The organism is Patescibacteria group bacterium (genome assembly GCA_018819405.1).
GTDB lineage: Bacteria > Patescibacteriota > Patescibacteriia > UBA1558 > GWA2-36-10 > XYD1-37-29.
In genome coordinates, this window is sequence record JAHJQF010000001.1 from 45,706 (window position 1) to 71,740 (window position 26,035).

27 protein-coding genes and 7 tRNA genes are annotated in these 26,035 nt (G+C 38.8%); 2 read left to right on the forward strand and 32 right to left on the reverse strand.

Features of this window, described 5'->3' with window-relative positions; all coding sequences use genetic code 11:
* Positions 1–59 precede the first annotated feature (59 nt).
* From KKH39_00220 to KKH39_00335, 24 genes are all read right to left on the reverse strand, one after another.
* Positions 60–134: transfer RNA gene (locus tag KKH39_00220), tRNA-Asn, on the reverse strand.
* Positions 125–373 (reverse strand): GIY-YIG nuclease family protein, encoded by a 249-nt coding sequence (locus KKH39_00225; protein MBU1202467.1) that lies wholly within the window; start codon positions 371–373, stop codon positions 125–127. The genes KKH39_00220 and KKH39_00225 overlap by 10 nt, the downstream gene beginning before the upstream one ends.
* A 66-nt stretch (positions 374–439) precedes the next feature.
* Positions 440–691 (reverse strand): GIY-YIG nuclease family protein, encoded by a 252-nt coding sequence (locus KKH39_00230; protein ID MBU1202468.1) that lies wholly within the window; start codon positions 689–691, stop codon positions 440–442.
* A 19-nt stretch (positions 692–710) separates the two neighbouring features.
* Positions 711–787, reverse strand: a tRNA-Met gene (locus KKH39_00235).
* A gap of 20 nt (positions 788–807) precedes the next feature.
* A tRNA-Met gene (locus KKH39_00240) sits at positions 808–883 on the reverse strand.
* Between the two features lie 23 nt (positions 884–906).
* Positions 907–983, reverse strand: a tRNA-Pro gene (locus KKH39_00245).
* A 48-nt stretch (positions 984–1,031) separates the two neighbouring features.
* Positions 1,032–1,108, reverse strand: a tRNA-Ala gene (locus KKH39_00250).
* A 93-nt stretch (positions 1,109–1,201) separates the two neighbouring features.
* Positions 1,202–1,288, reverse strand: a tRNA-Leu gene (locus KKH39_00255).
* A 474-nt stretch (positions 1,289–1,762) separates the two neighbouring features.
* Positions 1,763–3,415, reverse strand: coding sequence for a glucosyltransferase domain-containing protein (locus KKH39_00260; protein MBU1202469.1), 1,653 nt, complete (start codon positions 3,413–3,415; stop codon positions 1,763–1,765).
* 3 nt (positions 3,416–3,418) lie between these two features.
* Entirely contained in the window at positions 3,419–3,874 is a 456-nt protein-coding gene (locus KKH39_00265) for a hypothetical protein (protein ID MBU1202470.1), read from the reverse strand.
* 27 nt (positions 3,875–3,901) lie between these two features.
* A complete protein-coding gene (gene rpoD, locus KKH39_00270; protein ID MBU1202471.1) occupies positions 3,902–5,215 on the reverse strand; it encodes an RNA polymerase sigma factor RpoD in 1,314 nt (437 codons plus the stop codon).
* 3 nt (positions 5,216–5,218) lie between these two features.
* Positions 5,219–7,009, reverse strand: a complete 1,791-nt coding sequence (dnaG, locus tag KKH39_00275; protein ID MBU1202472.1) for a DNA primase — start codon at positions 7,007–7,009, stop codon at positions 5,219–5,221.
* Positions 7,010–7,358: 349 nt separating this feature from the next.
* Complete coding sequence (locus KKH39_00280; protein MBU1202473.1) at positions 7,359–7,817, reverse strand: methylated-DNA--[protein]-cysteine S-methyltransferase; 459 nt, start codon at positions 7,815–7,817, stop codon at positions 7,359–7,361.
* Positions 7,818–8,759 (reverse strand): hypothetical protein, encoded by a 942-nt coding sequence (locus KKH39_00285; protein MBU1202474.1) that lies wholly within the window; start codon positions 8,757–8,759, stop codon positions 7,818–7,820.
* Positions 8,760–8,770: 11 nt separating this feature from the next.
* Complete coding sequence (locus tag KKH39_00290; GenBank protein MBU1202475.1) at positions 8,771–9,001, reverse strand: hypothetical protein; 231 nt, start codon at positions 8,999–9,001, stop codon at positions 8,771–8,773.
* A 4-nt stretch (positions 9,002–9,005) separates the two neighbouring features.
* Positions 9,006–9,722: a VIT1/CCC1 transporter family protein gene (locus KKH39_00295; GenBank protein ID MBU1202476.1), complete on the reverse strand. Its 717-nt coding sequence runs from the start codon at positions 9,720–9,722 to the stop codon at positions 9,006–9,008.
* Positions 9,723–9,725: 3 nt separating this feature from the next.
* Complete coding sequence (gene ahcY / locus KKH39_00300; protein ID MBU1202477.1) at positions 9,726–10,982, reverse strand: adenosylhomocysteinase; 1,257 nt, start codon at positions 10,980–10,982, stop codon at positions 9,726–9,728.
* 2 nt (positions 10,983–10,984) lie between these two features.
* Positions 10,985–11,929, reverse strand: a complete 945-nt coding sequence (locus tag KKH39_00305; protein MBU1202478.1) for a carbohydrate kinase family protein — start codon at positions 11,927–11,929, stop codon at positions 10,985–10,987.
* 253 nt (positions 11,930–12,182) lie between these two features.
* Positions 12,183–12,593 carry a peptide-methionine (R)-S-oxide reductase MsrB gene (msrB, locus tag KKH39_00310; GenBank protein ID MBU1202479.1) on the reverse strand — a complete coding sequence of 137 codons (411 nt, stop codon included), beginning with the start codon at positions 12,591–12,593 and terminating at the stop codon, positions 12,183–12,185.
* 44 nt (positions 12,594–12,637) lie between these two features.
* On the reverse strand, positions 12,638–13,036 hold the full coding sequence (locus tag KKH39_00315) for a cupin domain-containing protein (GenBank protein ID MBU1202480.1): 399 nt from the start codon (positions 13,034–13,036) through the stop codon (positions 12,638–12,640).
* A 39-nt stretch (positions 13,037–13,075) separates the two neighbouring features.
* The gene (locus KKH39_00320) at positions 13,076–14,050 is read right to left on the reverse strand and encodes an HD domain-containing protein (protein MBU1202481.1); all 975 of its coding nucleotides are present in this window, start codon (positions 14,048–14,050) and stop codon (positions 13,076–13,078) included.
* 9 nt (positions 14,051–14,059) lie between these two features.
* Positions 14,060–14,803 (reverse strand): SDR family oxidoreductase, encoded by a 744-nt coding sequence (locus tag KKH39_00325; GenBank protein ID MBU1202482.1) that lies wholly within the window; start codon positions 14,801–14,803, stop codon positions 14,060–14,062.
* Positions 14,804–15,011: 208 nt separating this feature from the next.
* A complete protein-coding gene (locus KKH39_00330) occupies positions 15,012–15,509 on the reverse strand; it encodes a cysteine hydrolase (protein ID MBU1202483.1) in 498 nt (165 codons plus the stop codon).
* Positions 15,510–15,517: 8 nt separating this feature from the next.
* A complete protein-coding gene (locus KKH39_00335) occupies positions 15,518–16,093 on the reverse strand; it encodes a hypothetical protein (GenBank protein MBU1202484.1) in 576 nt (191 codons plus the stop codon).
* Between the two features lie 323 nt (positions 16,094–16,416).
* Between KKH39_00335 and KKH39_00340 the strand changes: the two genes are divergently transcribed.
* Both KKH39_00340 and KKH39_00345 read left to right on the forward strand, forming a co-directional pair.
* Positions 16,417–17,082, forward strand: coding sequence for a hypothetical protein (locus tag KKH39_00340; GenBank protein ID MBU1202485.1), 666 nt, complete (start codon positions 16,417–16,419; stop codon positions 17,080–17,082).
* 230 nt (positions 17,083–17,312) lie between these two features.
* Positions 17,313–19,187, forward strand: coding sequence for a M23 family metallopeptidase (locus KKH39_00345; protein MBU1202486.1), 1,875 nt, complete (start codon positions 17,313–17,315; stop codon positions 19,185–19,187).
* Here KKH39_00345 and KKH39_00350 read toward each other — a convergent pair.
* From KKH39_00350 to KKH39_00385, 8 genes are all read right to left on the reverse strand, one after another.
* Positions 19,132–19,650 (reverse strand): hypothetical protein, encoded by a 519-nt coding sequence (locus tag KKH39_00350; GenBank protein ID MBU1202487.1) that lies wholly within the window; start codon positions 19,648–19,650, stop codon positions 19,132–19,134. The genes KKH39_00345 and KKH39_00350 overlap by 56 nt on opposite strands.
* A 424-nt stretch (positions 19,651–20,074) precedes the next feature.
* Positions 20,075–20,665, reverse strand: coding sequence for a Type 1 glutamine amidotransferase-like domain-containing protein (locus tag KKH39_00355; protein ID MBU1202488.1), 591 nt, complete (start codon positions 20,663–20,665; stop codon positions 20,075–20,077).
* A gap of 94 nt (positions 20,666–20,759) precedes the next feature.
* Positions 20,760–21,389 (reverse strand): hypothetical protein, encoded by a 630-nt coding sequence (locus tag KKH39_00360; protein MBU1202489.1) that lies wholly within the window; start codon positions 21,387–21,389, stop codon positions 20,760–20,762.
* An 82-nt stretch (positions 21,390–21,471) separates the two neighbouring features.
* The gene (locus tag KKH39_00365; protein ID MBU1202490.1) at positions 21,472–22,518 is read right to left on the reverse strand and encodes a hypothetical protein; all 1,047 of its coding nucleotides are present in this window, start codon (positions 22,516–22,518) and stop codon (positions 21,472–21,474) included.
* A 19-nt stretch (positions 22,519–22,537) separates the two neighbouring features.
* Positions 22,538–23,338 carry a hypothetical protein gene (locus KKH39_00370; protein ID MBU1202491.1) on the reverse strand — a complete coding sequence of 267 codons (801 nt, stop codon included), beginning with the start codon at positions 23,336–23,338 and terminating at the stop codon, positions 22,538–22,540.
* Positions 23,339–23,357: 19 nt separating this feature from the next.
* A complete protein-coding gene (locus KKH39_00375; protein ID MBU1202492.1) occupies positions 23,358–24,446 on the reverse strand; it encodes a hypothetical protein in 1,089 nt (362 codons plus the stop codon).
* A gap of 11 nt (positions 24,447–24,457) precedes the next feature.
* Complete coding sequence (gene trpS, locus KKH39_00380) at positions 24,458–25,477, reverse strand: tryptophan--tRNA ligase (protein ID MBU1202493.1); 1,020 nt, start codon at positions 25,475–25,477, stop codon at positions 24,458–24,460.
* Positions 25,478–25,711: 234 nt separating this feature from the next.
* Positions 25,712–25,802, reverse strand: a tRNA-Ser gene (locus tag KKH39_00385).
* Positions 25,803–26,035: the final 233 nt, after the last annotated feature.

Consider the following 26,035-nt stretch of genomic DNA (forward strand, 5'->3'; position numbering starts at 1 on the left):
GCCTCTGGACGTCGCATAAATAAAAAAATCATTAGCCAGAAGGCTACTGATTTTTTTAATGGCTCCGGGAGGGGGATTCGAACCCACGACCAATTGATTAACAGTCAACTGCTCTACCACTGAGCTATCCCGGAATGAATTTTTTAATAAATTGTCTACCCCGATAACTTTTTAGTTGTTTTTCTCTGGTCAGGGCTTCTTTTCTTGTTTTAATTTTTTCAGAATATATGATTTCCCAATTTCCATCAAATTTAGATGTATACCCAGAAAATATTTTTTTATTGTGTATAGTCAAACGTTCTGATAGATTTTTTGTTTGACCAATATAAAATTTATTTACTGTTTTGTTATAAATAGCATAGACAGTATACATATCGCTTTTCTAAATTTTATAAACTGCTCTGCCTCCGCCAGCTGGCGGAGAGCTATCCCGGAAAAATTATAAACTATTTTTTATCAAATTTTCTTTGGCTGTTTTGCTCCAAGTCTTTATTTCCGCTTCTCTTTTCATAGCCTTGCCAACCGAAGCAAACTCCTCCCAGTAAATTATTTTAACAGGCCTTCTTTGTTTTGTATATTTAGCACCTTGACCACTATTATGTTTGAGCTCTCTATCTTTTAAATTTGTAGTATAGCCTGTATAGATTGTGTCATCACTGCAACGGGCAAGATAACAATAATATTTTTTCATTTGTTTTGCTCAGTTGAATTGGTAGCAGGGGGGAGAATCGAACTCCCGACCTCAGGCTTATGAGTCCTACGCTCTAACCAACTGAGCTACCCTGCCTAAGAATAGATATAAAATTTTGGTAGCGGGGGCCGGACTCGAACCGGCGACCTTCAGGTTATGGGCCTGACGAGCTGCCAACTGCTCTACCCCGCGTCGTGAAATAAATATAATTTTGGTGGTCGGAGTGGTGGGACTTGAACCCACGACCTTACGCACCCCATGCGCACGCGCTAGCCAACTGCGCCACACCCCGCAAAATTATATACTAAAGTATAGAGGGTTATGGCACAATTTACAAGTTTGGTGGACCCAAGGAGACTTGAACTCCTGACCTCTTCCATGCCATGGAAGCGTTCTAGCCAACTGAACTATGGGCCCTATAAATAATTGCTTAATTGTCTAATTGATTAATAGTTTAATTGTTCTTATCAATTATCCTATTATACTATCAATCTATATAGCCTATTAATTTGGTACCGAGGAGAGGAATCGAACCTCCACGGGGTTGCCCCCACTGGATTTTGAGTCCAGCGCGTCTACCAATTCCGCCACCTCGGCAAAAATACGAATAACACGGATGATTTTACAATATAAATGGATTTTAGTCAACCCTTAAAAATAAAAGAGCGGCCAGACCCAATGAGCTCGGCCGCCTATGCTTCTTCTCAAGCTGGAGGCAAACTACCACCAATTGCGGCGATAGTCCCGCCTGTCCATGAGCTGCGCCTCCTGAGCCGCCTGCTTGCGTCTGAGTTTGGCCGCTTCTGCGAACTCGGCGTAGAGTAGCGCGGATACTTGATGTACCGATATACCCCGACGAGCTGCCTCAGCCCTGAGACGATCCTCCTTCTCCTGTTTGGCACGAAACTTCCTGGCCTTGGATTTGGCCTGGCCGGGTGTCTGGCAGCAGCCAAAGACCCTTTCACGACGTGACGAACGTGTGCTCAAGACATACCTCCTATGTTGTTGCCACATGTTATGGGGGCAAAACTTATAATAATTTATCTAAATTAAAACAAATTGTCAATACAACTATTTGAGCAGCCTCAAACGACCCTCATCAACAGTAATTATTCCCACCTCACTATTTTCAATACGCTTTCTCATGTCTGAGTTGGGAATGAAACGTATTGTATTGGCCATATAATTTTGATAGTTATAATTCCAAAGCTCCCAATACACATCATTGACTTCAATTGAAGTAATACCAGTCACTACAAAAGAGCCATCTACGCTTTCGGCAAACCAGCCTAGATTGTCACGACGCCAGTTCAAAAGATGTTTGTTTTTATTTTCTTTGTTGACCACCACATAGGCATAAGTCGGCAATATCTCTGGCGCCTTGTCTTTGTAATATATCTCAAGAGCTTGACCAAGATTATTTCTGAATACTTCTGCTCCCGATAGATTATCAGGCAAGCCAACCGACAGATAGAAATTTGTCTGAGGGGAATGTATGTATTTGTAACTATCTACTATCTGACGACTGAGATCTCCAGCTGCCTGCCAAATAATACTTTTGTAATAAATAATAGAGCTAGACAATATCAAAAATAAAATTAAAATTATTTTTTTTATACTTAGTGAAAATTTTAAGACTGCCAACAAGTAGACCAAAATCATCAAGAAAAAACTAGCCGACAAATACATGTATCTTTCTCCAGCAAAAGTAGTGTGGTGGAGACCAGTTATTAAAAATGGTGATAGCATAAACAAAAATCCGGCAAACAAAACAAATTGGAGCCACTGTTTTTTTATAAGTAATACAAAAAAATACAAAGCCAAAAAAGAAAACAAAATAATAACAATTGGCGCCAGATAATAATAAATTGCTTTGTACATCAAAGGCCTAATAAAACCAAAAGTGACCATATCTCCCAAATAGACGGCCAAGTTGCCTGCCCAGTCACCTGCTGCCAAATTCAAACTATGACTACCATAATAACCAAATAAAAGCCCAATAGCTATGTATCGAACCACCAAAAATGAAATCAACAAAACAAAATACCCTGTCAAATACGTATAAGCTGGTATTGATTTATTTTTTTCTTTGATAGAATAAAAATAAATTTCTAACATCATAATAACAAAAGGCAAGCTAATAGCTGTCTCTTTTATAAGTAGAGCTACGGTAAAAAATAAAAACGACAAAAACAAATTTATTTTTTTGCTATTTTTTCTAAAGTCAAAATATTTCAAAAGTGCCAAAAAATAAAACAATGTCATCCAAAGATGTGGCCAGGCGGCTACCCAAGAAACTATCTCCACCTGTATAGGCCAAATCAAAAATAAAAGTCCCACCAAAATGGCCCAAGGTTTTTTATCTTTTATTTTTGTCCAAGAAAAAGTATGTTTGGCCAACAAATAAACCAACCAAGAGTTAACACCGTGTAGCAATAAGCTCACCAAATGATAGCCAAAATATCGCAAATCAAATAGGCTATAAAAAAATTTGAATATAAACACCAAAAGAGGATTGTAAGATCCACCGTAAGTCTGACCCTCATAATTGGTCAAAAATATATGCCAAGAAGGATGAAAATCGCGGGCAATGACCAACCAATGAAAATCATCAGAAACAAAAAAATTTATCAGCGCTTGGTGATAAAATAGTATGCTCAATCCCAAAAATATAAATAGAATATGCCAAGATTTTATATTGTTCAATCTATTTTGACAATCCATAATCTAAAAAGAAATTTTTACCAAAGTTAGGGTGACTAATATCTGAAAAGGTACACCATAGACGATAGAATACTGCCAACTAAATATATTGTGAAGCTTGGCATGATATACTATATACCAATATAAACTGGTCAAACGGAAACTCTCAATAACTATCCAGGCCAAATCAGGAAGCCAAGCTCCAAAGACAGCCCAAAATAAAACCCAATGGTTGATGCCCTGATGGCTAATAACATAAAAATAAACCAAAGCACAAGAAACAACCATGTCTATAGAAGCAACATTTAAAAGGTAGAGAAATTTCTCTTTACCTTTTTTATCTTCAGCCAAATTGTCATCTCCGTGAGGCACCATATCCAAAATAAAATGCGATAATAGACTAAAAATAAACGCTAAAAATGGGTCACTTACTTTGGTACTGACCCAGATAGCAGCTGAAGTGTGCGGGGTTATAAACATAAATCTATAATAGCATAAAAATATAATTTAATAGTCCCTCAATTTCCTCATATCCTCATGTTTTTTGATGCGTTCCAAAGCTTTGGCCTCAATCTGACGAATACGCTCACGAGTGACGCCAAACTCTTGACCCACCTCTTCCAAGGTATGAGCCACGCCATCGGTCAGACCAAAACGCATTTCTAATATCTTTTGCTCACGAGGAGTAAGATCACTGATTACTTTGCGCACATGATCGCCTAGTAGCTTGAGAGCCGCCACACGATCTGGACCAATATTTTTTTCATCTTCAATAAAATCACCTAGGGTACTATCTTCTTCATCGTCACCAACTGATGCTTCCAAAGATACTGTCTCTTGAGAAATTTTGATAATCTGTCTTATCTTGTCAATATCCTCGCCCATTTCAGAAGCAATCTCTTCTGGCAAGGGATCCCGACCCAATTCTTGAACCAAACGACGCTCAATCTGATTGAAACGATTGATAGTTTCTACCATGTGTACAGGAATACGGATTGTCCTACTCTGATCAGCCAAGGCACGAGTGATAGCCTGACGAATCCACCAAGTAGCATAAGTAGAAAATTTATAACCTTTGCGATAATCAAATTTTTCTACTGCTCTAAAAAGTCCAATATTACCTTCTTGAATGAGGTCCAACAATGTCAGAGATCTGCCGGTAAATTTTTTGGCAATAGAAACTACCAAACGTAAATTGGCTTCTATCAATTTTTTCTTGGCTTCTAAATCACCTTTTTCTTTACGCTTGGCCAAAGCCATTTCTTCTTCCGAATTTAAGAGCGGCACTTTGCCAATCTCACGCAAATACATCTGGATAGAATCGGAGGCAATGTCAGTCAAATCTCCTCGCTTTTCATCACTACCTACTCCTGATTTGGACAAAATTGCCGAAGTCTTCTCATCTACATTTAAAATATTACCTTCGGTCGCTACGACAGAAATTGCCATATCTTCCAATTTGTCTAAAAGATCTTCCAGTCTTGGAATATAATCTTCCAAATTAGAAAAGACCCTCAGAATCTCATCTTCAGTGATAAAACTCCTAGAGTGGGCTTTTTTTATCAAAAGCTCAATAGCCGCTTCATCTATTTTAGCTTTGACTGCTTTTGTTTTGACAGTAGTCTTTTTGACCACTGATTTTTTAGTTGTTTTGCTGACAGATTTTTTTGCTGCCGGCTTGTTCTTTTTTAGCGCTGTTTTTTTGACAGCCGCTTTACTAGCCTTTTTAGGTTTGTTGACACTCCTTTTTGAAGCAGTGCTTTTTTTGGCCACCTTTTTTGCAGTGACCGATTTTTTAGTTGTCTTTTTTTTGACAGGCATGCGCTAGCTCTGTAAATTATTTATTTCTCTATTAATTAAATTTATTTTATGCGATATTTCGTCTTGTTTGGCTTTATCTTTTACCAATTCCGACTGACGTAAATTGTTTATCAATTCCGCTCTTTGAGACTCCAAATATAATTTTTTGACCCTATTAAGCAATTGTTGAAAATCATTTGCCAAATCCGACTGGTCTGATTCATTATAGTTTTTTTCTCCCCAAAGTGAGAGTTTTATCCAGTCATCTTTTTCTAATTGTTCAATTTCAGAGAAGTTGGCAAAATTGCCTAAATTCTGATGCTTAGTATAATAAATTATTACTTTTTTGTAAAGGGGCCTTAAACTCTCAGCAATAAACTCCGGCTCCAAATCAGCTATCAATTTTTCTAGATATTCTTTCTTATAAAAAGCAATGGCCAAAAGCTCTTCTGAAAGCATTAGAATTTGATCTTTTCTTTTGGGTGTGGCTGCGACCACAGTAGTTTCTGTCTTCTCCAAAAATGACTTGGCTTGATCTAAATCATTTTTAAGCATATCAAAAGGTAATTGTAACTTATCAGACAAAATCTTCAGATAATGTGCTTGTTCTACATTACTACCTAGATATTTTATAATGGGTAGAAGTTTATTGACAGCAAGTTTTTTGTGGTCAGCGCGATTGAGATCAATAGCTGAAAAAATCCTCTTGAAATAATAATCCATTACTGGTATAGATTCTTTGATGGCGCTCAGCCAGGCATTATCGGAGTCTTTTACCATGTCAGCCGGATCCTTGCCTTTTGGTAAAACCAAAATTTTTACATTCATATCTTCCTGCCAACACAAGGCAATACTTCTAAAAGAAGCCCGAGAGCCGGCCGCATCACCATCAAAAGCTAAAATAATATTATTGCTATATCTTTTTATCAGTTTGATATGGTCTATAGTAAGAGCCGTACCTGACACTGCTACACAATTTTTAGCACTAGTCTGATGAGAAGCAATAACATCCATATTACCTTCTACAATAATCAGATATTTTTTGTTTCGGATAGTATCTTTAGCCAAATGCCAACCATAGAGTAGCCTGCTCTTGTCATATACTATGGTCTGAGGACTATTGATATACTTGCCGCCTTGTTCTATTTCATCATAGGCAATGCCGGCCAAGGTACGTGATGTAAAAGCTACTACTCGGCCTTGGCTATCAAACAGAGGAAACATCAGTCTTTTTCTAAAACGATCCACATAACCGCTATTATCTTTTTTTTTGACTATCAGACCGGCATCAAACATTTCTTTTTCGCTGTAGCCATTTTCAATCAAATATTTATAAAGGCCATCCCAAAGCTCGCCGGATAATCCTAATTTCCATTTTGAGATACTACCTTTGTCTATTTTTCTTTTATCTAGATAATCCTTTACTTTGTCTGACACCTGGCCGTCTTGCTCCAAAATATTGTGATAAAAATCAGCCGCTGCTTGATTGACCTGATAAATGCGACTGTTGTCTTTTGTAACTATATTTGAAAAACCAGTCAAAGCTACATTGGCTCGTTCGGCTAGTATCCTAACCGCCTCTTTAAAATCTATACCCTCATACTCCTGGACAAAGCTGATTACATCGCCACCCTTATCGCAACCAAAACAATGCCAAATTTGTTTTTCTTTGGACACCATAAAGCTAGGTGTTTTTTCATTATGAAAAGGACAGACTGCCTTAAAATTGCCGCCTACCTGCTGTAGATTGATGTAACTAGACACTGTCTCTACTATATCCAAACGATTTTTTATTTCCTCTACCGGACTTGTCATGCTCTTATCTTAGGCTAAATTTTAGCTTTAGTCAAAGAAAAAGGCGCCGGACAAAATCATGATTTGCCAGACGCCTTCTCAATAGATTTGGGGTCAAATTCTACGACCCATCATCCTTTTTAGGTGGCACGAAAGCATATTTCAAGCCACACACACTGCAGTGGAAACCCTTAAAAACATCCCTGTACTGCCTACGGCCACCTGGGCCAAAAATACGTGGCCCTGTGCTGGGATCATACTCTGTTGTTATGACCTTTACTATCTTAGCGCCGCAAACCACACAATGACCATCGGTTTCAACTACTTGTGACATTTCTAATCCTTTCGTTGAGTGAACGTTGATGGACAATTAAAAATTAACACTATTTTCCAAACTAATCAAATATTTTTTATTTTTTAGGCCACCAGCATAACCAACTAGCCTACCAGTAGCACCCACTACTCTGTGGCAAGGTATAATAATAGGTATTTTATTTTTATTGACTGCTTGACCTATTGCTCGGCTAGCCAGAGGATTGCCTACCATTTTGGCCAGATCAGAATAAGAAATAACACTGCCATAAGGTATTTTGGACAAGGCAAGCCAAACTTTATTTTGCCAATTAGTGCCCGCTAGCTTAATAGGTAAATCAAATTTTTTTCTTTTACTTTTGAAATACTGGTTTAATTGAACAACACACTTGGTTCCAAGTGTGTTGTCGCTATTTTGGCCAATTTTTTTGACAAAATTTATAGCCAAAATATTTTGTTTGTCAGATACAATTTCTAAAACACCGACTGGTGAATCTAGATAATTTCTGTATTGCATTTATTTTATCATTACTGGAGCTGGTATGGTTTTTTCTCCGTTGGCTGAAGATACTTTTTGGCTGAAACATTGATAACCCTTGTCATGTTTGTAATCACCGGATGGATAATACATAGCATCATTGCCGTCAAGATTGGAAGTCAAAAAATCTGCACAAATTTTGTATTCATCATCAGCAGTGACCTCATAATCATAATATTTTTTGCCATCTGGTTGTTGCAAGGCCTTTTCACTCAACCTATAGCCAGTTTCTGTATTCATCAAAGTAGCCAAGTCCTCAGGCATTTTTTCATTTAAGGTATAGTAGTTTATAACCGCTGAATTAATTTCGTATAAATTATTTACTACTTCTCTATCAATTTTTTTATTCCTAGTTTCAACTGGAGAATCTACAAAAAACCATGACAGCACAAATACTGCGGCTACTACTGCCAAAGAAACCCAGGCATACATACTAATAGTTTTATTTTTTTGACCTTGTACTTCTTCTCTCCTAATGTCATAGAAATAAAAAGAAAATACAGTGCCTGAAATAGCCAAAGCTGTCAAAGTCTTTAGGATAAATTTTGTAGTCAAATCACCACCTAAGAAACTATTTATGGTGGCTATCAAAAAACCAATCATTACTACTACTGAGACAAGCAGTATAAAATAAGTAAGCCATTTACGCACTCCGGCATCTTTATCTAATATACCGGCAAAAAGATTCTTGAAAATCTGACGAGAAGTCAGATAGTAGATAGGTGCCGAAACAATAATAGCTGAAATAGCAAATTTCATAGCCCCATCATTATAACTAATTGCATAGTCTTTTATAATGTCTACAATCTGTTTATTGATAATTTGAAATACTATTATGCCAACAGAAATTGACATAAATACCAACGCTACCAGTGATAATAAATAAAGAAAAGCGTATTTGGCTGAGTCATGTTTAGCCATATTTTTATATTTTAATTATTAATTTTTTTAGATTTTACTAATTTAAATAAATGAGAAAATGCTGACAAGATAAATACAATTTGTAAAACTACGAAAATCCACTCTCTGATACTATAACTATACACTAAAAGAGCTACTCCGCCAATAATATACAAAGTATCTTCCAAATATTTTTTCTGCCAAAATACACCGGTTGATATTATAACTAGCCCTAGTATTCCTACAAATTTGTAAATATCCATATTTTTATTTGATTAATAAATCAGCAAAATGTCCGACCAGATAACCGACCAAAAGAGCAACCCCACCTAATATCATTATTCTAAATCCAGCTTTTAGCCAATTTATCTTGGTGTATTTTGTAGTAGCTACGCCCAAGACAAATAAACCAGCCAAAGTAGCACCAATTGATATATAGATTGCCTTATCTATTGGTAGTAGAAAATAAGCAAACAAAGGAATAATACCCCCTATTATGTAGGCAAAAAACATAAATAGGCCGTTACGCCAGGGATGACTTTTATCCAATATAGATATGTTTAATTCATGAGCGGCCATTTCTTTGAGCATGAGTTTTTTGTTTTTTGAGGCTACTTCCGACATCTTATCAGCTATATCTATTGGCCAACCGTCACGTATATAAATATCTTTTAGCTCTTTTTTTTCTTCATGAGGAAAATCTTCTATTTCACTTTTTTCTTCATAAAGTTTTCTTTTGATCACATCTCTTTCTGAACCGCTAGATATATATGAACCAATACCCATAGAAATTGATTCCACTGCAATAATGACCATACCGGCCAAAACAACCGTGAATTTGTCCTGGCTACCAACTGCAATGCCAGTAATAGCCCCTAGGGTAGAAACCATACCATCCTCCATACCAAAAACTATTTCTCTGATAGCCAAAATAATTTTTGAATTTTGGTGATGGATATAATCAGGGTTGTATCTATCGTGCATATTTTAGGTACCTAAATTCCAAGAAGAAAGATATTCTTCCTGCTCAGGAGTTAAACTATCTATATTTATATTCATAGATTTTAATTTCAAATCAGCCACCTGTTGTTCTATTTCCTGAGGAACATAATACACTTTATTTTCCATTTTTTTATAATTTTTGACCACGTGCTCACTAGCTAGTGCCTGCGTAGCAAAGCTCATATCCATGACACTGGCTGGGTGCCCCTCGGCGGCAGCCAAATTGATAAGTCTGCCATCAGCTAAGACATATATTCTTTTTTTGCCTAGCTTGTATTCATCTACAAAATTTCTGACATTTTTTCTGACAGAACTGGCCATTTTTTTGAGCCCCTGGATATCAATCTCTACATCAAAGTGACCAGAATTGCAAACCATTGCTCCGTCTTTCATCAGACGGAAGTGTTCTGGTCTGACAACATGCAAATCACCGGTCAAAGTGCAAAACAAATCACCAATTTTGGCCGCTTCTTTCATGGGCATTACTTCAAAACCATCCATAGCAGCTTCCAAGGCTTTAATCTTATCTACTTCAGTGACAATCACTTTGGCACCCATACCACGAGCCCTCATAGCAAAACCACGACCACACCAGCCATAGCCGGCTGTCACAATATATTTGCCAGCTAGTAGCATATCAGTAGCTCTAATAATACCATCTACTGTGGATTGGCCAGTGCCATAACGATTGTCAAACATGTTTTTGGTTTGAGCATCATTGACCGCTATGACAGGCAATTGCAGATTACCTTCGGCCTCCAAAGCTTTTAGTCTGATGACTCCAGTGGTAGTCTCTTCCATAGAACCCATGATATTTGGAGCCCAATCTTTGTATTTACTGTGAAGCAAATGTATCAAGTCAGCTCCATCATCCATAGTAATAACCGGCTTTCTGACTAAAGCGGCATTAAGATGCTTATAATATGTATCTCTATTTTCGCCACGTATAGCCATGACTGGGATTTTGTAATATTTTACCAAAGCGGCCGCTACATCATCCTGAGTAGAAAGCGGATTGGAGGCAACCAAGAGTATATCTGCCCCACCGGCTTTAAGAGCTCTGACCAAATTGGCTGTCTCAGCCGTGACGTGTAGACAAGCGGACATTTTCTGTCCTTTGAATGGTTTGCCTTTGGCAAATTTGGCTCTTACATTTCTCAAGACGGGCATATCATTGTCTGCCCACTCTATTCTTTTTTTACCTTGTTCAGCCAATTTCAGGCTTTTAACATCATATTTCATAACTAGTCTTTAAAATTAATTTTATATTTATTAACAAATTCTTTCAAACTAAACTTGTGCGCTTGCGTACCATGATATTCTACTGCATAAGAAGCAATTAAACTACCGAGTTGTCCGGCCTTTACTAGCCCGGAATTGGAACTCAGACCTTTTATAAATCCAGCTCGATAAGCATCACCAGCACCCGTCGGGTCTACGATATTTTTTACTTTGACTGGTGGTATAATCAGCTTTCTGCCTTCAGTATATATCTCTGATCCTTTGGCGCCTTTGGTAACTATCAAAACTCGGAGCATTTTTTCTAGTTTTTCAGATTCCAAAGATAATCTATTTAATATCAATTTTATTTCATAGTCATTGCCTACTAATATATCAGCCCCCTTGATCATACTTTTTATTTCTGAAGCAGTAAAAGAAGTAATCTGCTGACCCGGATCAAAAATATAAGGTATATCCATTTCCTGATAAAGTCTGGCGTACTCAATCATCCTTGGTTTAAAATCCGGCGATATGATTGCTAGGCCAACATTTTTTATTTTCTTTACAACATTACAATAATCTATGTCCATTGGCCCTGGATAAAAACCAGATATCTGATTGTCAGAGCGATCGGTCATTATATAAGCGCTGGCTGTAGCCTCGTCTTTTGATTTCCTGATATAAGAGATATCAATTTTGTTTTTTTGTAACCACTGCTGATATGGTGAAAAATCATGCCCTACTACTCCCAAGAGAACTACTGGTTGACGAAGAAGCGCCAAGTTGTAAGCAATATTTCCACCTGTACCGCCAAAACTTTCTTTGGTGGAGCTGAGGGTAAAACTAACATTTAAAATATGAGTTTGGTCTGGCAAAATGTGGTCTTTAAAATATCCGGGAAAATCCATAATCCGGTCATAGACAATTGAGCCTGAAACTAATATTTTTTTAGGGTCTTTATTATTCATAAGTAAATCAATTTTACCTCAAAAACACCAAAAAAACAAGCCTCTCAGCACATTATTATGTTATTTATTTATGCACTAATTTAGGTATAATAATTTTTTATCTACCGACAAGACTTGAGATATAATTATTTTTTTATTTTTGTCAATTTTGCCTTTGGCCTTATAAATAAATTTAGAATATGGTTTGAATTAACTCCTTTTAACTATATAAAAATCAACCTAAAAATAAAAAGCCCTAATGGGCTTTTTAAAATTACTCAAATAATTTACTATATTCCCCGTAGCCTTGTTTTTCCAAATCAGCTCTGGGTATAAATTTCAAAGCCGCCGAATTGATACAATATCTCTGACTAGTCGAACCAGGTCCGTCATCAAAGACATGCCCCAAGTGGGAATCTGCCTGAGAGCTACGCACTTCAATACGACCGTCGTCTTCCGGCTTTTCTACTACCAAGCTCTTATCAATCGGCCTAGTAAAGCTTGGCCAACCAGTGTTGGAATCATATTTGTCCTGCGAAGAGAATAAAGGCTTCCCTGATACTATATCTACATATATACCTTCTCTTTTTTCATTCCAATATTCATTGTCAAATGGTGGTTCTGTACTACATTGCTGGGTGACTTTGTACTGCATTGGAGTTAATTTCTCTTTGAGTTCATCCATAACACTTATATTCTAATAATATAATTTTAATACTACTAAAAATTTTATTCTGTAGTCACACCATCAAAGTCCTCTTCATTGGCCTCGGCTTCTTCTTTGGTCTTTCTGACAATGCCGTCTTTGTGATGAGCCGGTGAATAGATAGTATAGAGCTTTAACTCTTCAGTAGCAGAAGTATTTATAATATTATGCTGGCTACCAGCTGGTACTACAACTGCTACTCCATCAGACAATTCATATTCATTGCCATCAATGATAGCTTTGCCCTGACCACTTTCAAAACGAAAAAACTGGTCATTTTCAGTATGGGTCTCCATACCGATTTCTGATTTTGGAGCTATACTCATCAAGACTAGTTGGCTATGTTTTGAGGTATAGAGAACTTTGCGAAAATTACTATTTTCCAAAGTCTCACGCTCAATATTAATACTAAACCCTTTCATAATTTTATATTTAAATTAGTTAAATATACTGCTTCATCATTACCAGGATTTTATCTTTATATAATGCCCGCCCAGCGTCCAGTCTTCGTGCTTTTTCAAATCATCTATAAACTCAGGAAATCTTTCAGTTACTCTTTTTAGGTTGCCGTCAGTATCTACAAACTTGGGATCTACAAAACGTAATTTATTTTTGGAAAAAAAGTCATAATTATTTTTATCAAAATCTATCACCAGTTTTGGATTTAATTTGGCCAAGAGATCAAGCACTTGTTGATTAGCGCTATTTTTTAATTTGTCATAGACAAACTTGTCATCCTCAAACAAATCATCTTTACTAATAATATTTTCCGCCAAAGCAATCTTAATAGCGTTGGCCAAAATTTGGAAAAGAGCAATTTCAAGCGGAGCTGACCAAACTCGATAGTCCATATCCAAAAAATCTTTGGCAAAATATAGAGCAATATCAGGCTTACTAAAAACTATTTCGTTATTTACTGTGACAAAATCAGCTATATAGCTAGCCACTCTTTCCCCCTCTTTCAAATATCCCACTCTATCACGCAGAGCATAATCAATCCTATCGGCACAAAGATCTGGTAATTTTCTTTCCAGTAGAGGGAAGTTGTTTTCATCCAACAATCTATCCAAATCAAAATTGTATTTTTTCAAAATACCAGGTATATCTGATTTTTTGATTATTTCTTCATGAAATTTTTCATGAAATTCGTGATCCTCATTTTCAAAAACATAATCAATAACGTGAGAAAATGCAGTATGTGGCACGTCATGAAGAAGCCCGGCAATTTGCTCTTCGAGAGGAGCGCCCAAAATTTTAAGCAGTATCATCACACCTACCGAATGCTCATAACGGTTTATTGGTTTATTCAAAGCATATTGGGATGCTCCGGCCTGATTAATACCCTTGAGCCTCTCCAAAGGAAAAGACTGCATAAGCTCCAAAAGCACAGGCTCATTTATTTCTATTTTGCCGTAAACTCTATCTGTAATTATCATTGAAAAAAATTATCGTAATGTCCAGCCGCCATCTACCACAATAGTTTGACCGGTGACATAAGACGCCAAGTCAGAAGCCAGATACAAAACTGCTCCGGCAATATCTTCGGGCTGTCCCATACGAGCCATAGGAATAGCTGATATAGTCTGTTGTAACACTTTGTCGTCCATAGCCCCGGTTGCTCCCGGTGTTTGTATTGCACCAGGTAGTACGGCATTTACCGTAATTTTCTTTGATGCCAATTCAAGTGCCAGCGCTCTAACCATAGCATTTACTCCGCCTTTGGAAGCACAGTAGTGTACCAATCCGGCAAAACCAACCACCGAAGCAATTGAAGATATATCAATAATTCTGCCACCTTCAGCCATCACAGCGGCTGCCGCTTGAGAACATAAAAATGTACCTTTGAGATTAATATCAATTACTTTGTCCCAATCCGCTTCAGTCATTTTGTCAGAGGAAATAAATGGATAAATACCAGCATTGTTGACCAAAATATCTAGGCCACCAAATTCTTTGGCTGTAGAAGATATCATATTATCAATATCAGCTTTTTTACTAACATCACACTCTATAGCCAAAGACTTCACTCCCAGCTTGGTGATTTCATCACAAACATTTTGACATTCTTTGATATCCAAATCGGCCACTACTACATTGGCTCCAGCTTTGGCTAACATCAAAGCAATTCCTTTGCCAATTCCCTGTTTGGCACCAGTGACTATAGCTGTTTTATTTTGCAAATTTATCATATTTTTTTACCCCGTTAAACAATATTTGAGCTAAGCTCAAATATTAAACTTAATTATTATCTATTAAAGATCATCTTATACTAATCTAATTTAATAATACAATAGTAATAAAAAATTATCAAAAATTTAAGTTTGTTTAACGGGCTGAATTTAAAAATAAGCTATCAACTATAATGATAACTTATCTAAAAATTGTTGTAAAACAATGCTACCTTACTTCCCCAATATTATCTTTGATTATTTCAAGCGCTGCTTTATGCAAACTTGGATTTGAATGGCTTCTACAAAGGTTTTTAAATACCACAACATTGAATCCTCTGTCAAAAGCATCTCTAGCAAAAGTCAAAACGCAATTTTCGGTATCTATTCCAGCCAAATGTACTTCTTTAATACCTTTATTTTTTAAGAGACTCTCTATTTTTTTATTTACAAAAGCTCCGTAAGTATCTTTTATAAAGACTTTTTTAGATTTTGCTAGTTCAGCAATCTCATCCATAAGTCCATACTCCTCTTCTTTCATAAAACCTTTCCAGCCCAGATTTCTATATAAATAACTTTTATTATTATTTATGTGTTGGGTAAATAAAATCAAAGAATATTTCTTATGATTTTTTTCTACAAATTTTTTAATTCGTGTAGCAAGGCCTTTAGTATGCTCTGAAATAAAACCTTTTTGGACATCAATAATTACTAATACTTTTTTCATATTTTTTATTAAGCTGTTTTTAATTTTCTCGGTCGCTTGATAGCAAAAATTATAGATGAACACATTAAGACTAGATAAGATGGAAATACTATTTCGGTAAAAGCCCAGGTCTTTACGGCTGCAAAACTAGTCAGAGCATTAAATAAACCAGCTGCATAAGCGCTGACCGATTCTGACTCTGGATATTGCCATGATTTTTTCAAAGTCGGTAATCCTGCCAAAGCATCACTTAAAACTGCAAAAATTATGGCTACTATCGGTTCTTTGGTAACAAGCCACAAAACTAGAGCCAAGGCTGATAAGCCTCCGCAGATATAATCAAGCTTTTTCAGTTGCCAATATGATTTTTTGTTTACAAAAGAAGCCAACAAAACCAAAAATGGACAAAAACCGGCCATAAAAATTGGCAACACTACCCAGCTAAAACCAGCTGACAGGCCAGCGGCACTAGCAATCATTGGAGCTATAGACCACATCAGCCAAGTGACACGATTTGGCTGGTTCAAGCCTCTCAATGTATCTCTGATATAGCTAGATGTCCCTATAATATTGACTGCCGCTCCTAGTAAAACTAAATATTGGATCATGAATAAATTTTATCACATAAACATCAAAAACAAAAAGAAGTAAATATTAGAAATTATGCTAAGTATTTACTTAAAGAAGGCGCGGTGTCTGAAAAAAGAGAGTTGTTGGGTAATTTGAGATCAAGAATAACATATAAGAATAAAAAATTGAGTATAATTATATAAATAATTTAACTAACATTAGCTATAAATTTGACAAATCTAAGTCATTTTGATATAAATGTAAGCTGTTTTAAACAAATGAATATTTTGACAAATAAAAATTTTCATTGTAAAGTTGGGGTAGTTATTGGCTATAATTAGCATAATAATCAAAAAATATGAAAAAACAGGCAACAATTGCAAGCTCAATAATAGTAGTCCTGATAATATTAGGGGGTCTAGTATATTGGAGTTTAAATAAAAATCATACATTCTATAATAATGAAAATATAAATGAGAATGAGAACGTGAACAATGAAAATGCGAACATTGACAATTTAAATACGGAACTAGATACAAGCAACTGGGTTACTTTCGAAGATAAAGAATTAGGTATTAGTTACAAACATCCTGCTGACTGTTGGCAAAACTGGGCTGGCCCTGGTACCAATTATAGTGTATACGTAAATTGCCATTCCGGCATAGCTATGTCATATGAAAAAGCTATTAATTCTTTCCCAAATTATGACAATGGCCGAAAATTAAGTATAAAAGATATCGCTGATATTTATTATAACCTCAATGAAAATATTCCAGATGTTAAAATACTTAGTGATATCAATAGAGTAGATATAAATTCTAATGAGGCTTATCAATTTACAGTAGATTCTGCTTTCTATATGCCTTGTGATGATGACTATACTAAAAGTTGTAATGGAGGTGTTTTATATAGTAAATATAAAATTACATTTGTAGGTAATGGTAATAATAATATGATACTAGACACTGAATATAATAATTCCCTTGATGAAAAGATATTAGAGACATTCAATTTTACAAAATAATAAATAGTCAAAAATAAGAAAAGCGAAATTGAGACTTACTTGTAACGGTTGGTCTTTTTGTGTCCAGAGATTTTTGTGTCCAGAGATTGAGGAATATAAATATTATTCTTTTTCTCTGGTTGTAAAACCAGAATCTAGTTCCTTACAACCTAAAACAACAAACAGAAAGGAGTTGTTTAAGCATAATTTGCTAGTCTAATTCTGGACTAAGCAAAAGTCAAACTAACAACTTGAAGAGAGGTAGAATCGTGAAGAGAACATTCTTGATTCTGTTGGCTCTGATCATAACGATCAGTAGCAATGTCCTTGCACAAGGACCAATCAGCGGATTTTACTACCCCGCTGATGAGATGGTCAATGACTGGCAGTACTATGCCAGCAGAAGCTTCTACGTCGACAACAACCACCTCGGAGCAGACGTAGATCTGGCGGAGGGAGTGGCGATCAAGGCCATAGCTAGGGGTAAAATCGTCTACTACGCCGGGGCATCATCCTATGGTGCTCTAGTGGTAGCAATTGAACACGAACTCCCAGAGGAAATAACTTTCCTTGGTGCTACTGGCGAGCTGAGAACGACCAGGTACGTACTCTCAATCTATGGACATCTACGAAAAAGTGCAGAGAGAGTAGGCGCAGAACTGCCTTGGCAATACGGAGATATTGTCCAACAGGGTGACATAATCGGTTATGTAAATAATAGTAGTCATCCTGATGGAATTGCTCCAGACCCAAATGGTGATGGACTTGAACATCTGCATCTGGGAATTCGTCTATCAAATGAAGCAACCGCCAAAGCCCAAGACGGGAGCCTGTGGCTCAGAGGTTACAATAACAACTCTGGGATGCAAATTTACTTTACTAATCCGATACCCCTGGTATCTGGATTGGCACAATTTGCACAGTCTCCTTCATGGCAGACCGAAAATGGAGTTTCGTTGTCCTTCATGAACACGTACAATGCCTCTACTGTGGATGATCATCCCCTTGGGATGCCTTGGCAAAATACAGAGTACGGCTCTATGTATGTTCATGAAGTTAACAACATGCTCATCCAGGACTTTCAAGATCTTCGTGATGAGGGTGGTCCAAGTAATGGTTACTACAACCCTTACACGGCCATCATTCGTTACGATGATCCCTGGATGAGCCGAGAAGCCCGCTTGCTCAAAGAGGGGTTCTGGGATGTTTGGATGAATCGTCGTGGCTGGATCACCTTTGGTTTTCCCACTACAGACGAGGAACTTGATAGTGGAAGAGTCTGGCAGACATTCCGTCGGCCTGGCTTCAACTACCAGAACAATCCCAATGACTACAAAGAGTTCCACTTCCGTTGGGACTCTAACACCCAGAGCCTTGATATCCTGGATCAATACTACAACCCCGTAATGTTTTCGGAGTTGGTGGTCGAACCAGGAAGTCCCTCTACTATGTTGGAAATGAGTGGAAACAACTACTCTGCTTCCGACATAGCGGAGTTGAAAGAGGCCACTGGTAATAAAGAGGTTACTGGCGGTGGTTCTATGTCCGAAAACAACCCATTCAAAGAGATGGGACTTTTGGACAGTAGCACGAAATCCCTGACTAATGGCGTCTACCACTCTGGTATTAAGGTAGCCGCTTTTGGTGAAGCTTTCGAGCTTGTAGAAGGGAACAGCTACGGCGATTTCTATGCCGTAGTCAATGGATCCATGGTACTCATGGACTCTTTTACCATGAACGGCAATATGGTTATCTATATTGACGATTCACCCCCAGTAGGAGAGCTCCAGTTTGGCTATTGGACCATTTCGCCCAATCCTGGCAACGTTGGACAATCGCTCCATCTTGAAGGAGAAGTTTACAACGTTGGAGGATCACCAGTCACTATCTCGGAAGTAAAGATAGAGCTCATTGACCCTAGCGGCAATGAAGCCTACCATTACTCCGAGTACAACGTTGTTTTGCAACCAGGAAGCGGCTGGTATCAGTGGATGGAATGCTATCCATATATGCCAGGCAATCACACTGTTCGCTTTCGCGGACTGGTTGATGGGCAATGGACGACATTCTCTACGCACACTGTGTATGTCGAGGGTAGTCAAATAGTCTCTCATCTAGTCGACTGAATTCAGCTTTGAATTTATTTGTTTCAATATTTATTGCTTTTTCTGCTTCATTTATTTTGTTCTTCGTTTCTGATAAAATAACTTCCTTCAGTTTAATATTTTTGCTCTCCGAAACACTTTCTATTTTTTCGAGTAACAATTTTTCTGCTTCAGCAATCTTGTTCTCAGTTTCTAAAGATAATTTTTTTTCTTGACCACTGAAGGATTTTAGTAATTTTTTATCATTTTCGTGACTAAATGAATCAATTGAGGAATCTACCTCATCTCTTATTTGATCTACCAAAGCACGCGTATCCTCGTTTAGCTTATTGATGCTTTCTTCTTGTTTATCAAGTTTTTTTCTAAGTGGGTTAAGATTAAAGAAAGAAAAGGCAACGCCAAATGCCAACAAAATGGTTACTGATATAGCTAAATAAGCTATGTTAGATTGAACTAATACTTCTGTTAAATTCACTACTTCCATATATAATTTTTACTTCTCCTACAAACAGCTTATCTTAATTACGATAACCAGTCAAACAACAAAAAACACCCAAATCGGGTGTTTTAAATTAACTAATTTTTTAAGACCATAGTGCTAGCACGAGTGCCCTTCGACTCGCTCACTTCGTTCACTCGCTCAGGACATTCGATTCTATTGGTCGAATGGTCGGAGGTGCTGTAAGCACCGCAGATCATGAGTGAACTTTTGCAAAGCAAAAGCGAATCGAATGGCGGTGCACTCGGGTTAAGTAGCACCAACACGCAAATGTTATAAGGGTTTTTGATGATTTTATCTATAACCTAATTTAGGTACGTGGGTCGTAGTAAAATGCGACAGTATAAAAGATTATTAAATATATTGTTTTAAAAAAAATGCCACTTTTCCGTGCCTAATAGTTTTACTTTTAATTTTCTACAATCACCGATTGATTATCGGTTAAACGTCTTACTTTGCATTTATACTTATTTTCATAGTTTTTTATTTTTTCTTCAGTCTCTTTAGTATAGTGAGGGTAGATGATAGTGTCAGTTAAATTCAAGCCTGTTAGATCTTCTAATTTGACGGTATTTATTTTTCTATCAAAATAATCCACGATGTTAATGTCTGGCCCTAAAACAACTCCGCCGCCACTGATACCTACAATAATTACTCCTCGATCAACTAGATGGGTGATAACTTTGTCAGCTCCGCTTTTTTTGAGATAATATAAAAGATAAAATGGATTGCCACCATTAATATAAATAACATCAAACTTTTTTAACTTATTTGGATTTTCAAACTCAATATCAAAAAATTTGACTTGCTTAAAACCCATATTCTCAAGCACCTGCTTTGCTAAAACCGCATGCTTATTTTCTTCTTTCCACTCTGCTGAGGCGGTGGTTATAATAGCCACAGACAAATTTTTAGATGCTTTAGGTAACAAAGTTAGCAACTTCTTTTTTAAAGTCTTATTTTTTTGAAACCCATAGGATGATAATATAATGTTTACCATATAACTTATAGTATAAGAAAAAATCGCCTAAAAAGCAATATATAATTTTTATTAAAAAGGGGTAGGTCATTCATGAATGAATTTCCTACCCCGATCAACGCAATCTTAATGGCCAATCCAATTGACCGACCACAAAATCAGCTTTAGCTGAAAGAACATTTTGGTACTTAGTATTTGGTCTTTTTACCTCCACAACTAGCGCCTCAGGAAATCTCGTCTTTACCTCATCGATATTTTTTGGATTATCATCCAAAAAAATAATCGGCGAGGTACCTATAATTTCCATATAGCGCCACTTAACTCCTGATGTAACCGTGAAGCTGTGGCAAAGATCACTAAGCTTGCTTCCGACAAATTTAGCAAGCTGGAAATTTAGATCACCATGAGTTAATATAACCACCTCACAACCTGATCTTATCGCAGAACCAAGAAAAAGCTCAGAATCATCGAAAACGTACAAATGACCTTTTTCTCTAACATATTTCTGCATTTCTACTACAACTTTTCTAATTCTGTCTAGCTCAATTCTTTGACTTCTTTGAACCATCAGAAAAAAGTTAAACAGCAGGTTGTCTGGGGGAACTAAAGCGAGAGATGGATCAAGTAAATCCCTACTAATTCCACACGCTTCACACAATTCGTACAGATCCCGATAAAGCGCATCGGAATCAAATACAGTTCTATCAAAATCGACAATAAGCAGTTCCTGACTACTTGTATTCATTAACGAAATCCTCCTTTGTGGAACATCAAACAATTAAGAGGGATAAGGCTCAATCATGCATATAGCACAATTGAGCCTTGGGTTACAACTTGGATGTCTCATGGATTCTCTCCACGAGTGTTGGAATGTATTTCTTCTTACACTCGCCACAAAGCGAGGTGCCGGAAACACATTCCTGATACATCCGCGTTGTTGCGTCGTAAGGTTGTAAAACCTCGGCGATCTTAAAGAAAGAACAATTATGTGGGTTACCACCTTTCCGACGCTGTTCTTCTGGAGTCGAACGACCACCGGAAAAACTTCGTCGCAGTTTACGCTCAATCTGCTCGCGAGTCTCGTCTAGAAGAATGAGTGATTTTGAGTTCTTCACGCTCATTCTCTGTCCAGGATCTTCCAAGCTTGGAAGAAGCAGGCGATACGAGTAACTCGGCAACGGAAGCTTAAGTTGACGAGCAATTATCTTCGTAGCTTCCGCGTGTGTGATCTGGTGGATGTCCGATAGGACAAGAGTCGGACGATTCGGAAAAAGTGTTGTCGGCAAAAGAAACGCTGCGGCTGTGATGGCAGGAACACGAAGCGTAGTAACAGAAACACCCTCGTCCCAACCATATAGTTGCAAAACCTTTCTTGCCGACAGACACGCTCCTGAACGATTGTCGAGAACTTGGAGTTCCCGACAATCTTGGTCAGAGAAACTCACTGAAGCATCTGGTAACGAATCACCTATAAACTTCAGATATGTCTCTCCAAACCTCGCCATCTCAATCTTTGCGTCATTGGCACTTAGAAGCCGATCCGCCTCGTACCCAGCAAACACGAAAATTGGTTGACCACCCTGTTGGACGAGCCAATACAATTCTCGCATTAGTGTGAGATGACCGAGGTGGAATGTCGCACCAGGACGCATACCAACTAACACCGAGAACTGCTTTCCAATTACCATTGCTTTGAAGACAGGCAGTGGGTTTTGAAAAGCCCAAACACTGACACGAGCGAAGCCTTCCCAAATATCGGTAAAATTGTCGGTCAACGCCCCCGCTATTGTCTCGAGAGAGAATTGTTTAACTACGTTGGTTGCTTCAGCAGCAGCCAATATTGCTCTTTCTCCCAGCCAGTTTTCAAGCGCCATTAGTGTCTCCTTTACTTGATTACGCGTGGAGAAAATGAATCATCTCCTCCAAGCGACTTTCCAGGTTGTTGTCTCTGACATACTGCTCGGCTTTCTGCATGTAGAATGCGGGAAAGTCCGGCATACCCCCATGAAGACTACTTCCCAGCGCCCAAAAACGAGCAACCGCCGCGAGAGTACTTTCATGCAACTGCTCTTCGGAAAGTGCATGATGGTATCGAAACATATCCCCGCTTTGTGTTACGATCCCCGCTTTCAGAAAAGACAAGGTTGTCGCCTCAGCCATCCTTACCCACAACTGCTGAAAGGATGGAGAGATGTAGTAACGCAGAAAATAACTGCGATACCACGGACATAGATGGAAGCGCGCGAGTACGGAGTCTGCCACCAAGTCTACACTTGTGGCAAAAATTCTTTCTCGCTTTACAGCCATCGCTGCCGCAAACGGCCCGATGAACGCCCCACCGACTTCCATAACCACATCCCTATCTTTTTGCGAAGCCATGAACATAACATGAGGGTTATATACTTTGCCGGCGAAGTATCCTCCGAAAGTTTTCTGTCTACCATCACTCACAAAATCATTTCTATTAAGTAAGTAGATGGTGACCGGATAACCCTCGAAGGACGATTGAATCCTTTGAATAGTGGTTGGTTGCGTGTGGATAAAGAGAAGATCAAGGTCACTCTCGGGATTTTGTTGGTTCAGCACGAAGCTGCCGTAGCACACCCAAAAGCTCCCGTCACCTTCTTGTGCTCCGATTTCGCTCGCAAGACATGCAACCGCTCGCGCAACAAAGTCGAAGTTTTCTTGCTTCATGAATGTTCTGTACACGTGCCTACTCCTTTCGTTGCGAAAATTGGAACGCGCTATTGCTTTTGTTCCAACCAAGTTCATTGGCTGTGATGACTGCCTGTGCGAGCAAGGAAACCGCGAAGGCTTCACGGCCCCAAAGTCCAAGAAATCGCAACTCTCCAAAATAGAGAGCAGACAGAAACCTATTAATGTCATTCACGGTTTCCTCATCGGGGAATCCTCCGAACATCATTGAGGCTACTGATAACGCGACATCTTGGTAAGGCTGTAGATGACTAGGAATGAACGCATCATATTCTATAACGAGCCGGTTTCGATCCACGCGCACAACTGATTCGGAAGCCAGCACAACACAACGTGTTGACCACCATCCGTAGAGATGCGCAAGCATCATTCGCCAGTCATGATGCGAACCAGACCATTCCCAGTCAACGCAGTACCACATATCATCCTCGCCCATCACAATGTTGCTGGGCTGAGGATCTCCGTGACACACCACGCCATTTGTCGGCTTTCTGACACGAGCAACCTCCTCGAACGATTCCGAGATAGAATGGTGCTCGTTACCATTTACGACAACTGGGATGTTCCAACAGTCGGCTATTTTTACTCCTCCAACCACCGCAGAAACAACACCATACTTGATTCTCTGCAAGCGAGCAGGGAAGAATCGTGGACAGAGTGATTCTTGAAACTGGTGTTGCGAAGTTTTCCACATGCATGCAAGCGATTCCACGACATCTTTCCAGACGGCGAGCAAACGGCTATGCGGCATGTCAGAATTAACAATGAGATGATGCAAGGTATTTATACCCCTGCATTCGGAGATCATGACCTCAAAACCGTCTACCACTTGGCACCACAAAACTCGCGGAAGGTGATTCCGCAGATATGGTACCAGCAATTCTCTTCTACCGATCTCGTCTACAAGCGAAACACGTGATCCAGTCACGCACTTCACCGCGTAGAGAGAATTGGTGCGAGAATGTCTGAAAATAGACACTCTCGCACCGGAGCTGCCGGGAAAAGAGATGATGACGAGTTCGGGGTCGTCTTGTTCTCCAAGCATCATTCTCATCGCTTTCGTCGCGACGCGAACGATCTCAGACATGACAACCTCCTTCAATCGTTTGTGAAGTAGTCGATGTGCATCGCCTTACGCACTTCATTGATAGTTTCCGCAGCAACTTTGCGAGCCACTTCGGTCCCTTCTTTAAGAATGCACATCACCGCATCCAGGTTTTTGGCGAGTTCTTCACGACGAGCGCGAATCGGATCGAGCTCCGCCAATAGAACTTCCTGGAGCCGCTTTTTGACCTTGACGTCTCCGAGACCGCCACGACGATAATGATCCTTCATCGCCTCGAGAGCTTCCTTGTCCGGATCGAAAGCATCCAAGTATGTGAATACTGGATTACCTTCTACCGCACCAGGGTCATCCACGCGAAGATGCATAGGATCAGTGTACATCACCTTCACTTTCTGACACACCTCATCGACGCTATCAGAAAGCGAAATGACGTTGCCGAGCGACTTCGACATCTTGCCATTGCCGTCAGTCCCAGGAAGACGAGAGACTTTTGAAAGCAATGCTTTCGCTTCAACGAGAACTGAAGATTGGTAGATGCGATTGAAGCTACGTACGATCTCGTTGGTTTGCTCAATCATCGGCAACTGATCTTCACCTACAGGTATCAAATTCGCTTTGAAAGCGGTGATATCTGCTGCTTGACTCACTGGATAGACCAGAAAGCCAGCCGGAATACTCGCTCCAAATCCGCGTTGCTTGATCTCGTCCTTGACAGTCGGATTGCGTTGCAAGCGCGAAACCGTCACAAGATTGAGATAGTACACCGTGAGTTCGGCAAGCTCCGGCACAAGCGATTGGATAAAGATTGTCGTCACCTTCGGATCGATACCCACAGCGAGATAATCCAACGCCACCTCAAGAATGTTCTTGCGAACCTTCTCCGGATTCTCCGCGTTGTCCGTGAGAGCCTGAGCATCAGCGATGATGACGAACTGCTTGTGAGTATGCTGAAGCTCTACTCGCTGCCGCAACGAGCCAACATAATGGCCCAAATGCAGTGGACCAGTAGGACGGTCACCAGTCAAGATGACCTTCTTCGTACTTGTGTTCATCTGTTTTCCCCTTTCTTAGAGCTATTTTGCTTGACTTGAATTGTCAAGGTTCTGAAACACGAACCAGAATTTAATGTCACTGGTATGACATTTTATTTTACGATAAAACATACATTTTGTCAAGCATATATATTCATATATTATTACAATATCCGACTAAGGTCAAACAAAAAAACACTATCAAAATAAATAGTATTTTTATAGGTAATCGGGTCATCCGATACTAAATTGTCGTGGCGGAGAGGACAGGATTCGAACCTGCGAGGGATTTTACTCCCTACTCGCTTTCCAAGCGAGCGCACTAGACCAACTATGCGACCTCTCCATGTTTTAATACGCTTTTCAAGTTTAGCCCGTAAATAAGCGCAGCGAATTTTACGGGCCGTGTGCACTACCCGCCTGCCACGGCTTCGCCGAAGGCGATGGCGGGCAGGGACCACCCACCGCCACAAATATCTAATTTAAATGAAGGCGGGGTCCCGCTACGCGGGATATGCGAACCTTCCTAGTGACCAACTATGTTTAGCCCGTAGCCAGACAAGCTATGCTTGGATGTGC

Bases quoted from the DNA above. Each gene is read 5' to 3' on its own strand.
- KKH39_00225 (MBU1202467.1), bottom strand. From the start codon at position 373: ATGTATACTGTCTATGCTATTTATAACAAAACAGTAAATAAATTTTAT.
- KKH39_00230 (MBU1202468.1), bottom strand. From the start codon at position 691: ATGAAAAAATATTATTGTTATCTTGCCCGTTGCAGTGATGACACAATC.
- KKH39_00260 (MBU1202469.1), bottom strand. From the start codon at position 3,415: ATGGATTGTCAAAATAGATTGAACAATATAAAATCTTGGCATATTCTA.
- KKH39_00265 (MBU1202470.1), bottom strand. From the start codon at position 3,874: ATGTTTATAACCCCGCACACTTCAGCTGCTATCTGGGTCAGTACCAAA.
- rpoD (MBU1202471.1), bottom strand. From the start codon at position 5,215: ATGCCTGTCAAAAAAAAGACAACTAAAAAATCGGTCACTGCAAAAAAG.
- dnaG (MBU1202472.1), bottom strand. From the start codon at position 7,009: ATGACAAGTCCGGTAGAGGAAATAAAAAATCGTTTGGATATAGTAGAG.
- KKH39_00280 (MBU1202473.1), bottom strand. From the start codon at position 7,817: ATGCAATACAGAAATTATCTAGATTCACCAGTCGGTGTTTTAGAAATT.
- KKH39_00285 (MBU1202474.1), bottom strand. From the start codon at position 8,759: ATGGCTAAACATGACTCAGCCAAATACGCTTTTCTTTATTTATTATCA.
- KKH39_00290 (MBU1202475.1), bottom strand. From the start codon at position 9,001: ATGGATATTTACAAATTTGTAGGAATACTAGGGCTAGTTATAATATCA.
- KKH39_00295 (MBU1202476.1), bottom strand. From the start codon at position 9,722: ATGCACGATAGATACAACCCTGATTATATCCATCACCAAAATTCAAAA.
- ahcY (MBU1202477.1), bottom strand. From the start codon at position 10,982: ATGAAATATGATGTTAAAAGCCTGAAATTGGCTGAACAAGGTAAAAAA.
- KKH39_00305 (MBU1202478.1), bottom strand. From the start codon at position 11,929: ATGAATAATAAAGACCCTAAAAAAATATTAGTTTCAGGCTCAATTGTC.
- msrB (MBU1202479.1), bottom strand. From the start codon at position 12,593: ATGGATGAACTCAAAGAGAAATTAACTCCAATGCAGTACAAAGTCACC.
- KKH39_00315 (MBU1202480.1), bottom strand. From the start codon at position 13,036: ATGAAAGGGTTTAGTATTAATATTGAGCGTGAGACTTTGGAAAATAGT.
- KKH39_00320 (MBU1202481.1), bottom strand. From the start codon at position 14,050: ATGATAATTACAGATAGAGTTTACGGCAAAATAGAAATAAATGAGCCT.
- KKH39_00325 (MBU1202482.1), bottom strand. From the start codon at position 14,803: ATGATAAATTTGCAAAATAAAACAGCTATAGTCACTGGTGCCAAACAG.
- KKH39_00330 (MBU1202483.1), bottom strand. From the start codon at position 15,509: ATGAAAAAAGTATTAGTAATTATTGATGTCCAAAAAGGTTTTATTTCA.
- KKH39_00340 (MBU1202485.1), top strand. From the start codon at position 16,417: ATGAAAAAACAGGCAACAATTGCAAGCTCAATAATAGTAGTCCTGATA.
- KKH39_00350 (MBU1202487.1), bottom strand. From the start codon at position 19,650: ATGGAAGTAGTGAATTTAACAGAAGTATTAGTTCAATCTAACATAGCT.
- KKH39_00355 (MBU1202488.1), bottom strand. From the start codon at position 20,665: ATGGTAAACATTATATTATCATCCTATGGGTTTCAAAAAAATAAGACT.
- KKH39_00360 (MBU1202489.1), bottom strand. From the start codon at position 21,389: ATGAATACAAGTAGTCAGGAACTGCTTATTGTCGATTTTGATAGAACT.
- KKH39_00365 (MBU1202490.1), bottom strand. From the start codon at position 22,518: ATGGCGCTTGAAAACTGGCTGGGAGAAAGAGCAATATTGGCTGCTGCT.
- KKH39_00370 (MBU1202491.1), bottom strand. From the start codon at position 23,338: ATGAAGCAAGAAAACTTCGACTTTGTTGCGCGAGCGGTTGCATGTCTT.
- KKH39_00375 (MBU1202492.1), bottom strand. From the start codon at position 24,446: ATGTCTGAGATCGTTCGCGTCGCGACGAAAGCGATGAGAATGATGCTT.
- trpS (MBU1202493.1), bottom strand. From the start codon at position 25,477: ATGAACACAAGTACGAAGAAGGTCATCTTGACTGGTGACCGTCCTACT.